Origin of the sequence: Bradyrhizobium lablabi, assembly GCF_001440475.1 — a bacterium.
Taxonomy (GTDB): domain Bacteria; phylum Pseudomonadota; class Alphaproteobacteria; order Rhizobiales; family Xanthobacteraceae; genus Bradyrhizobium; species Bradyrhizobium lablabi.
The window spans coordinates 80,143-89,772 of sequence record NZ_LLYB01000081.1; the positions used below are offsets into that span (position 1 = coordinate 80,143).

The following is a 9,630-nucleotide window of genomic DNA, read 5'->3' on the forward strand; positions in this document are numbered from 1 at the left end:
GTTGATTCAATGTCATGCATCATCTTGCGACCAGATCCGAAGGCGCTGTTTGATCAGCTGCAGTCGATGTTTTCGTCGACCGTACTCGGCGGCGGGGTTGTGGTTCCCGAGTCGAATGAATGGTACGTCCTGGCAAACGACTACGCGATGGCCGAGCAGTTCTATGCCATCGCCGACCAGATGTGGCGGGAGGCGGATCCGGCGCTCGCCTGCTGCGACAATCTCTACAAGATGGCGGCGCAGCATGGGGTCTTTCCGCGGCCGGCGTCGCATGCGGAGGGCTATGCCAAGCTGACGGGAACGCCGGGCACTCCGGTGCCGTCGTCGCTGGAGATCTCGACCAGCCAAGGCATCTATGTGTCGGTCGGGACCGTGCCGCTGACGATCCCGGATTCAGGCGAGATCATCATTCGGGTCCGCGCGCTGACTCCCGGACCGGAATTCAATTCTGCCGGCACGGTCACGACGGGCACGCTGACGACATCCGCGCCGGGCATCAGCGACGATGTCGAGATCTGTGGCCGGCAGTTCTGCGGCGGCGCGGCGGCTGAGACCTGCGAACAGTTTCGCAAGCGCTACCTGGAGCGACTGGCCTACCAGCCGCGAGCAACGATGGCCTGGATCAAGCAGAAGCTGCTGGAGTTTCCGTGCGCGACCCGCGTCTGCGTTCGTGAGGGCGCCTGCTGCCGCTGCACGCCGGAATGCACCGACTGCGCCGATTGCGGCTGCAAGAACTGCGGCACCAGGATGGAGTTCTACGTGCTGTTCAATCGCGTGTTTCCGTGCGGGATCCCGCCGCAGAACGTCGTCGCCGATATCCAGACCTGGCTGTTCGGTGAGCATCAAGGTTACGGCGAGGGTCAAGTCGAAATGGGCGTGTGCGGGCAGATCTACGCGCCCAAGCCGCTGATGGTGAATGTCTATATCGATATCGTCGGCTGCCCATCATCCTCGCAGAAGCAGATCATCAGCGATCAGGTGCGGGCGTTGTTCGAGCGGATCTGTCCGTCGGTGCCGCTCCGAACGCGGCAAGTCGAACTGATCGTATCGTCCGTCGTCGGGGCAGAGGTCAACGTCGCTGTACGGTTTGAAGTGCTGCCACCGGTCGACAACAGCATGGTGTTTCAAGCGGCATGCGGCGACCTTGAACCGGAATGCGATTACTTGCCGTGCTTGAACACGATTTCGTTCACCGGGCCTGACATCAGGGGTGCGCAGTGCTGAGCGCCGATGGCTGTGTCGACGTCCTGGTCCCGGACGACGTCAGCTGTTGCCCGCCGCCGCTGTGCGGCAATGACCTTTGCTGCACGTTCGTGGCCTTTTTTCAGCTGCTGCCATCGGGACCGTTGTGGGATTACTGGAAACAGGCGGCGATCAGCTATTTCCAGCGTTCTGACGACCCGGCGGAGTGTCCGCTGCTCAACGACCCGCAATGCCCGTCGCTGATCCTGCATGCGATCTATACCGTGCTCAAGCTGCGCGGCGTCGTGCACGGCGCGCTGTGGCCGGCGCTGCGCGAGAGCAATCCGTACACCGCGGTGACGACGCTGGATTATCACCTGGAGCGGCTGCAGTGGGAAAATTGCTACGCCTCACAGTGCCGCTCGATGGCGCTTGGCCCGCTGTCGCCGCTGGAGGTGATGGGCGTCTGCGGGCCGGTCTATTGTGAGCCGCCGTTTCCGCCCGAGCTGGTGGCGGCACTCAAGCGTGGTATCGCGATCTCGCTGACTCGCGCCAACATGGGCGTGATCAAGAACCTGTGCGGCATCAACTGGGTGATTGAACCGCTCGGCGCCGAGATCATGCCGATCTATGCTTCCCCGTTGCCGGATCCGTGTCCGCCGGATCCGCCGCCGGAAGGCTGTGAGCCCAACCCGCCGGAAGACGTCGACCTGACGTGCCTGGAGACAGACTGCGATCCATTCGATTGTGAGTCGGCGAAGCAATTCTATCTCTGTCAGTCGCGCGATTGGCTGCAGGGTGTCGGCACGGGCGATGTCTGCGAAAGCAACGTACCGATCCGTGTTCCGGCGTGGTTTGAGTGGCCTTGCTACACCGACAAGGTCGCGGGCATGCCCGACATCATCTGGCCTGGTGTGCTCGCGGCCGAGTGCATCATTCGCTCGCTGCTGCCGTGTTCTGGCGCCGGCATCACCATCACCCGCTGCTGTGAAATCGGAGAGGAAGCCCCATCATGAGCGGCGTGTTTCCTGATGAAGTAACCGGCGGCGTCATCATCCGCGACGATCTCGGCAATCCGACTAACCCGCCTGATGTCCAGAACGCCTACACGCCAGCCCCCGGTTTCGTGACCAGCTGCGAGATGACGGCGAGTCCGTCCAACTGCAACGGACGGATCACGCCGGCCCAGATCAACGCCATCGTCTCCGAGCTGGTCGCGTTGGCCGAGTGCCTCGATCCGGACGGTCCGTGGAATTGCACCGCCGTCACCAACCTCTGCGCCGCGTTCACGGCGTGGTCGGCGACGCATGGCGGCCTGCACGTCGGCGAGGATCCGCCGGATCCGGTGCTCAACCCGTTCTGGTACGAGAGCGACACCGGAATCCTCTACGTCTTTTTCGACGACACGTGGGTGCAGGCCAACGGCGCGGTGGCCGATCAGGTCTCGATCATCGGTACCGGCGTCGCCGGCCGGCCGCTGCAGGTCGGCGTGATCGATAGCGGGGTGTACTGAAATGGCAGCGATTGACTTCCCGGCCGCACCGGCCCCCGGCGACGAGCACACCCAGAACGGCATCACCTACACGTGGACCGGCTCGGCGTGGGTGATCAACGAATTCCCGGCGCTGCCGCTGCCCGCGCCTGTCATGCAGCAGAAGCGCACCTCGACCAACAACAACCCGCCAACGGGGCTGCTGCCGGGTCAGCTCGCGGTCGAGATGGGCACGCCGCTGCGGCTGTGGGTCGGCGTGCCGACCGGCCTCGATCCTAGCGGCAAGAAGTTGCTGGCCGATTCTGGTCTCGACCCGTATGTGAACATCACGGGCGACACGATGACCGGTGACCTTGTCATCCAGAAAGTCACGCCCGGTGTCGCCCTCGACAAACCGGCTTCCGGCTCGATGTCGGTGGTCACCGGCAAGATGGCTGGCAATCTGCGCTGGCTGGTCGCATATGGCAACGCCACGGCGGAAGCTGGCGGCAACACTGGCTCGGATTTCGAGGTCGCACGCTACACCGATGCGGGCGCTTACATCGATAGCCCGTTGGTCATCAAGCGCGACACTGGTCTCGCGGTAGTCAAGGGACCACCAACGGAAGCCGGAGGCATTGCCACCAAAGCCTACGTCGATGCGGCCGGCGTTGGCGCGGTGCCAATGTATACGCGCGGCCACGAAAACATCTTCATCAACGGCGACATGAGCGTGTCGCAGGAACTTGGTGATCTGAGCACCGGCAACATCGTCAGCACCGGGGCCAAGTACGCCTGCGATCTGTGGTGGATCAACCAGCAAAACGCGAGTGCGGGCGTCGTGGCCGGACAGCGGTTCGGCGTGCCCTATGGCGGCCCCAGCGCGAACATTCCGCTGGCGCTCCGGATCAATTGCAATCTGGCTGGCAACTGGAACGCTACCGCGACCGATTTCATGGTCTTTCTCCAGTTCATCGAAGGCAACCGCATGGCCAAATTGAACTACGGCTCGGGTGCCCCGATCACCAGCACCATCTCGTTCTGGGCGCGAGCATCGGTGGCCGGCACCGGCACCTTCTCGATACGCAATTCGGCGATTACCCGTTGCTTCCTGCATGACTTCACCATCGCGGCTCCGAATGTCTGGCAATACTTCTCGTTCGTGGTGCCCGGTTGCATCGATGCCGTGTGGAACATGAATGCTCTTCTCGGGGCTTATGCCGCTTGGTGCTTCGGAGCCGGAACCAACTTCAGGCATGTGACGCAGGATGCGTGGATCGACGTCTCCAGCATCGGGCAGAAGTTCGCCAGCAACGCCATCTCAAATTTCTTCGGCACCGTCAACAACACCGTCGATATCACCGGGTTGATGTGGCTGCCCGGCGATACGCCGCCGACCGCCGCGCAGAATGTGCTGATGTTCAAGGGTCCCGCGCACGAGATGCCTTTGGTGCAGCGTTATTTCCGGCAGCACAAGTGGAGCGTCGAGGGATACACCAACGGGGCTCAAACTCGCGTCACCTGCAATCACGGCATTATCCAGATGCGACAAGCACCAACTGTCACGCGAGTGACCACCGGCACGCACGCCAACATTCGCGGCGGTGATCCGACCACCTTTGTGTCGTGCTCCGGCGTTGATGCCGCCAGCATCGTAACGAATATCGAAAGCAATGCGGCTGGCTATACGCAGGCGAATGGCTTTGTCGATAATCTGAGTGCGAGGTACTGAGCATGGCCGATTACCGCTTGCGTAACCTCAATGGTCTGGCCTACGTGCAGCATGTGCCGACCACCACCCTCATTCCACTGTTCGTGCCCGATTACGACGTGCGCGAGTTTGTGGAGTATCAGGCGTGGCTGGCGGCGGGCAATACGCCTGATCCCGACTTTCCCAGCCTCGATCCGACCGTGCCGCCCGTTCTCGACAGGCGGCAATTCTGGATGCGACTCGCCCTGATGGGCAAGATCAACGAACAGGCCGCCATGAACGCCATGGAAGGTGACATTCCCGATGTCATCGAGACGTTCATCCTGACGCTGTCGGCCGGTGATCAGTTCATGGCCCGGATGTTTTTCAAGGGGGATCGATTCGAGCGCGTGCACGCCTTGCAGGCGCATACCAAAGCGGGTCTCGCGTTCAACGACGCGCAGCTCGATCAGTTCTTCCGCGATGCATTTCTTCTGTAAGGGAGGCCGTAGGCCATGACTGGCATGTTTCCTTCTAGCGGCGTCCCGGCCACGGATGCCCACAACACCATCCTCGACCCCAACACCGTCAACTGCGATGATCTCTGGTACTCGACGACGCGGTGCCAGCCGCGCTTCGACCCGGCGGCTGCCAATGCCACGCTGTCGGAACTGATCAATCTGGTCAACTGCGCCGGCATTCCCTATGACTGCACCAAGTTCGACAACCTCTGTCGCGCGGTCAGGTACCTCACCAAGATGTACTGCGCGCCGCTGACCGGCGGACCGGCGGCCTATGGTGCCGTGTTTGACCCGCCGCTGCTGGAGCTGCCGGACGATTGCTGCACACATTTCACGGTGATACCGAACGTCGAGAACAACGGCGCGGTGACCATCAATCTGCACCCGGTGCTGCGCAACGATCTGCAAGAGTTGCGGCCGGGCGACTTCACCGCCGGCATTCCCATCGAGCTGATCTGGTGTAACGGCAAGTTCGTCGTGCCGTACATGGTCCGGTCGCAGACTCCGGTCGAATTCAAGGGCCAGCTCGACTACTGGGTCCGCCCCGACGGCAGCGATGCGACCGGCGATGGCACCGCCAACTCGCCGAGCAAGGCGTTCCGCACCATCAACTACGCTTTCCAGACCGCGATGAGCCGTTACGTTCGGTCGCCGGAAATGATCCTCAACATCCGGCTCGGCATCCCCGGCGACTACGAGGGTGCGCGCATCTACAAGTTTCCCGGCATCATCAACATCATCGGCGACATCGTCGCTCCGGCCGGCTATCGCATTCACTGCTCGACCGGGGCCGATGGTGGCGTCTGCATCTTCGCCGAAGGCTCCACGGTCCACACGCGCGGCGTCAACCTGATCCTCGATGCGCAGAGTACCCTGACCGGCACCGGGCCGATTGGCGTCTTTGCCTATCGCAATGCGGTCATGAGTTTCAGCCACGGCCGCGCTGAGCTGAACATCAACGGCCACGCCATCTCCTCCGGGTTCTTCGAGAGTGGTGGCGGCGTGCTGCACATCTCCGAGGGCAGCGTGGTGGTCGATGGCAAGGGCCGCCAAATCGCCCATGGCATGGGCTCACAGGCCAATGCGGGCTTCACCGGCTGCACTGGCGCGGTGACGCCCAACCAGCTGACCATCACGTGGATCAACTGCAACTTCATCGTTGCAGCGTATTGGGCCTACGCGCTGGCCGGTGTCGGCGTCTCCAACGACGTCATCTCAGGCGTCCCCGTGGTGACCGTGGTCGATAGCGGTTGCGTGGGTCCGGAGTACAACGCCACCGTCAACGCCTTCGTCTACGGTGGCGGCAAGGTCATCCCCGGTGCCACCGCTGGCTCGGTCGGCAGCGGCGGCGTCTTCCAACCCTGACAGGAGAACAACATGGCGAGAGTACCCTACGCGCAATTGCTCGCGGAGTTCGGCGACGCGCCGAACGCGCGGATACTGGCCGCCGCCAAGTACGGCTCGGAGGCGCAATATTTCGAGCGCGAGCGCGAGGGCGAGCGCAATTTTCACCTCAACGGCGTGCTCAACAGTCCGGCGTGGAACGGCGGCGGTGCAGACACCGTCGATCCGATCTCGGATCATTGATGCGTGTTCTTGTCTGCGGCAGCCGGAATTATCGCGACCGCAATCACGTGTTTCGCGCGCTCGACATGCGCCACGCATCATCGCCAATCGCGGTGATCCTGCACGGCGGTGCGACCGGGGCGGACGCGATGGCGGCGGAATGGGCCAGCGAGAACGCCGTGGAAGCGCTCGAATACCTGGCTGACTGGAAGAAGCTCGGGCCACATGCCGGCCCGAAGCGCAACGCCGACATGATCAAGTACGGCCAGCCGGATCTGGTGATTGCATTCCCCGGCAACTCCGGAACAGAGGACATGGTCGACAAGGCCGAGCGCGCCGGCATCGAGGTCGAACGGATTGATTGAAGGGAGTGAGCCATGATCGTTTTGCAGTGTCGCGGTCCGTGCGTCGTCAATGCAGCTGTCCCGCTCCCGGATCCGCCGCCGGTCTGGACACCACCGGCCGCATTGGCTGCGCAGCGACAAACCAAGAGCAAGTAGGTGATCTCCGCAACCATCATCCTGGCATTGCTGCATGCACCGAACGGTCACGACATTCACGTCAATCCGCGTGAAGTGACCAGTATGCATGCGGCAATTCCTGGCAAGAAGAACGAACTTGTCACTGAGGGTGTGCGTTGCGTGATCAATCTGACCGACGGCAGATTCGTCAGCGTGGTGGAGACCTGCGACGAAGTCAGCCGCCTGTTTCAAACCAAGAGGCCGCCATGAACAGCGTTCCGATCTGCATCGATGTTAGCCACCACCAAGGCGTTATCGACGGCCGACTGTCGCGGCGTCAGGCGTGCGCGGCATGATCCACAAATGCAGCGAAGGCTCATCCTACACCGATCCCATGCGCGCCGAGAACTGCAGCGCCGCCCTCGCGGCCGGTCTCGGGATCTCGACGTATCACTGGCTATCGCCTGGCTCAGATCCGCGCGACCAGATGGAGTTTTACCTGGAGCTGCTTGAGCCTCAGAATGGCGAGAGAGTTGTTGTCGACTACGAGGAAGATGGATGCCAGCTTTCCGATCTGAAGGCCGCAATCGCTGCGATCCTCGACATCAATGATACGCTCCGCGTAACCGTCTATTCCGGTCATCTCATCAAGGAACAATTGAGTGGCCGTGACGACTACTTGGCGGAGAATTGTGATCTCTGGTTGGCGCAGTACACGTCAGGCACGCCGACGTGGGAGACCGCAACGTGGCCGGAATGGGCATTGTGGCAGTATAGCGAGACCGGCGTTATCCCCGGCATCGACGATGCCTATGTTGATCTCAATAACTTCAATGGCGACGAGGAAGCCTTCCTGGCCTGGATCAATCCGGCCGGCGAGGAGCCGACACCGGTACCGCCGCCGATCACACGAGCGGTTACGGTCGACATCGAGGCGCCACCCGGCGTCCAGGTGTCGGTCAACGGCACGACGATGTCCTATACACATCGAGCCCTACGAGCGAGTCTTAAATAATGAATACCCTGGTCTGCTAGGCAAAGGGTCTTTGGAGGTTGAAGACCTGAAACAACATGAAAACGACCTGACCGAACTGCACGGCCAATTGGACGATTTTGCTTGGAAAATGGGCGGGCGGCGCGCCGAGAAAAAGACCGGCCAGACGTGAGATGATTGCACCTTGAGCGGGCGGCGGGGGGCTCCGGGGATAACCGGCGGTCGCTATCCGGCCGACGCAGGATCGACGCTAGTCACCAGTCTCGATCATTCACGCGTTTGCCGATTTTCCAACAACCAGCCATGGACAGGTACTCGGCCTCGAAAAACGCCTTGACGTCGGTACCCATCGCATCCTGCGTGGTGTCATCGAGCTGTTGATGCACCAGCCATTTGCGATCCTTGTCGTAGACCAATGCCAGCGCTTCCGGGTCGCTGCTCGCGAGCGTGGTCTGGACCTTCACGATTTCCATTTGGCGTACCTTCACGGTCCCGCCACACAATGCTGATGCCCGACGTCGGTTCCAAAGCGCTCGTGGCAGAGTCCGGTTACGGGCCATTAAAAAACGGCCCCTGGAGCGCAGGGACCGGTCAGTTGGGGGGAATCTCCATTTTTAGCTTAGGAGCAATATGCCGCAATGGACCGGCGGCACAGACCCGCAACCCATCGAAGAGGGCATCGTTCCTAAGGCTCCAACGAAAAAAAACGGCCCCCACGGGGATCGGGGGCCGTCGGTTCACAGAGTTTGCATGAGTGTGGTGCCGCTTCCACACGACACAGACGACCAACGTGTTCAGGGCCGGATCGTTCCTAGCGAAATCACCAGCCTTGCCTGCCGTACCAGTCGTTGATTTCCTTTTGCGCTCGGTCCTTGGCATAGCCGTAGCGCTCCTGCAGACGCCCCTCAAGCTGTTCACGCTTACCGTCGATGACATCAAGGTCGTCGTCGGTTAGCTTGCCCCACTGCTCCTTGACCTTGCCTTTCATCTGCTTCCAGTTACCTTCGACGCGGTTCCAGTCCATGATGAAGCCTCCAATTTTGATATTGGATTTAACGTCTTGAACGGGGCGCGCGTTCCTCGACGACACCCAAGCCGCTAGAGGTGGTCGGTCGTAGGTCAAAGCTCTAACTAAGATCGGGCTTAAAGCCCGCAGGCATTGCGGGGACGTCGTCCGGATCGGTGGCATTGACCTTGTTGCAGGCGGGGCACGGCGCGCCAGCGCCGCCACAACCGCAGGCCCGTTCCCCCAAGAACGGCCGATCAAGATGGTTCTCGCAAACCCACCGCGTGTTGTCGCATCTGGGGCAGTACTTCACGATATGCGTCCTCCAGGAAACCAATGTCGGAGGATTCATTGTGTTCCGGGGTCTTGCTGCCGATCTAGCGCTGCTTTGCCCAGCCACTCAGCACAACGGTCAGCTAGCTTCTCGTATTCCTCGGCGACCCGAAGCATTCGACGCGATTCGCGGGGGTCGTAGCGCAATTGCTTCGCCTTCATGCGGGTCGCCTTTGCGCGATCTCGCCAGTACTTCGGTTGTTTGATCGGGTCATCCATGCAGCAAGTACTGCAACTTGCGAACCCATCGCTCCCAAACATTTGTGAAGCGGTCGGGAAAAATATGCAAGTTGGCGTTCCGAAAACCGGTAGGCAGCCGTATAATACCGCTGTACGGCAATATGTGTTTTAGTTGCTATAGACGGTTGTAGTCGGGAACTTGTGGCAAACAAGCCAATTACGAAGG

Annotated in this window: 11 protein-coding genes and 1 pseudogene; 10 read left to right on the top strand and 2 right to left on the bottom strand. The window is 61.2% G+C overall.

Annotated elements, in window-relative coordinates:
- Nucleotides 1–9 precede the first annotated feature (9 nt).
- The 10 genes and pseudogenes from CQ14_RS21440 to CQ14_RS21485 form a co-directional block, all read left to right on the top strand.
- Nucleotides 10–1,224, top strand: coding sequence for a baseplate J/gp47 family protein (locus CQ14_RS21440; RefSeq protein WP_057859825.1), 1,215 nt, complete (start codon nt 10–12; stop codon nt 1,222–1,224).
- The gene (locus CQ14_RS21445; protein WP_057859826.1) at nt 1,218–2,198 is read left to right on the top strand and encodes a hypothetical protein; all 981 of its coding nucleotides are present in this window, start codon (nt 1,218–1,220) and stop codon (nt 2,196–2,198) included. Before CQ14_RS21440 ends, CQ14_RS21445 begins: the two co-directional genes overlap by 7 nt.
- Nucleotides 2,195–2,695, top strand: a complete 501-nt coding sequence (locus tag CQ14_RS21450; protein WP_057859827.1) for a hypothetical protein — start codon at nt 2,195–2,197, stop codon at nt 2,693–2,695. Before CQ14_RS21445 ends, CQ14_RS21450 begins: the two co-directional genes overlap by 4 nt.
- Before the next feature lie 91 nt (nt 2,696–2,786).
- Nucleotides 2,787–4,385: a hypothetical protein gene (locus CQ14_RS21455; protein ID WP_156435242.1), complete on the top strand. Its 1,599-nt coding sequence runs from the start codon at nt 2,787–2,789 to the stop codon at nt 4,383–4,385.
- Nucleotides 4,386–4,387: 2 nt separating this feature from the next.
- Nucleotides 4,388–4,843, top strand: coding sequence for a hypothetical protein (locus tag CQ14_RS21460; protein ID WP_057859829.1), 456 nt, complete (start codon nt 4,388–4,390; stop codon nt 4,841–4,843).
- Nucleotides 4,844–4,858: 15 nt separating this feature from the next.
- A complete protein-coding gene (locus CQ14_RS21465) occupies nt 4,859–6,229 on the top strand; it encodes a hypothetical protein (RefSeq protein ID WP_057859830.1) in 1,371 nt (456 codons plus the stop codon).
- Nucleotides 6,230–6,241: 12 nt separating this feature from the next.
- On the top strand, nt 6,242–6,451 hold the full coding sequence (locus CQ14_RS21470) for a hypothetical protein (protein WP_156435244.1): 210 nt from the start codon (nt 6,242–6,244) through the stop codon (nt 6,449–6,451).
- The gene (locus CQ14_RS21475) at nt 6,451–6,795 is read left to right on the top strand and encodes a DUF2493 domain-containing protein (protein ID WP_057859832.1); all 345 of its coding nucleotides are present in this window, start codon (nt 6,451–6,453) and stop codon (nt 6,793–6,795) included. The genes CQ14_RS21470 and CQ14_RS21475 overlap by 1 nt, the downstream gene beginning before the upstream one ends.
- Nucleotides 6,796–6,930: 135 nt before the next feature.
- Nucleotides 6,931–7,161: a hypothetical protein gene (locus CQ14_RS21480; protein ID WP_057859833.1), complete on the top strand. Its 231-nt coding sequence runs from the start codon at nt 6,931–6,933 to the stop codon at nt 7,159–7,161.
- A gap of 70 nt (nt 7,162–7,231) precedes the next feature.
- Nucleotides 7,232–7,906 (top strand): annotated as a pseudogene (locus tag CQ14_RS21485) (glycoside hydrolase family 25 protein); the annotation flags it as partial.
- 233 nt (nt 7,907–8,139) lie between these two features.
- Here CQ14_RS21485 and CQ14_RS21490 read toward each other — a convergent pair.
- Together CQ14_RS21490 and CQ14_RS21495 are read right to left on the bottom strand one after the other, a co-directional pair.
- Entirely contained in the window at nt 8,140–8,358 is a 219-nt protein-coding gene (locus tag CQ14_RS21490) for a hypothetical protein (protein WP_057859835.1), read from the bottom strand.
- 347 nt (nt 8,359–8,705) lie between these two features.
- Nucleotides 8,706–8,909, bottom strand: coding sequence for a CsbD family protein (locus CQ14_RS21495; protein WP_057859836.1), 204 nt, complete (start codon nt 8,907–8,909; stop codon nt 8,706–8,708).
- Nucleotides 8,910–9,630: the final 721 nt, after the last annotated feature.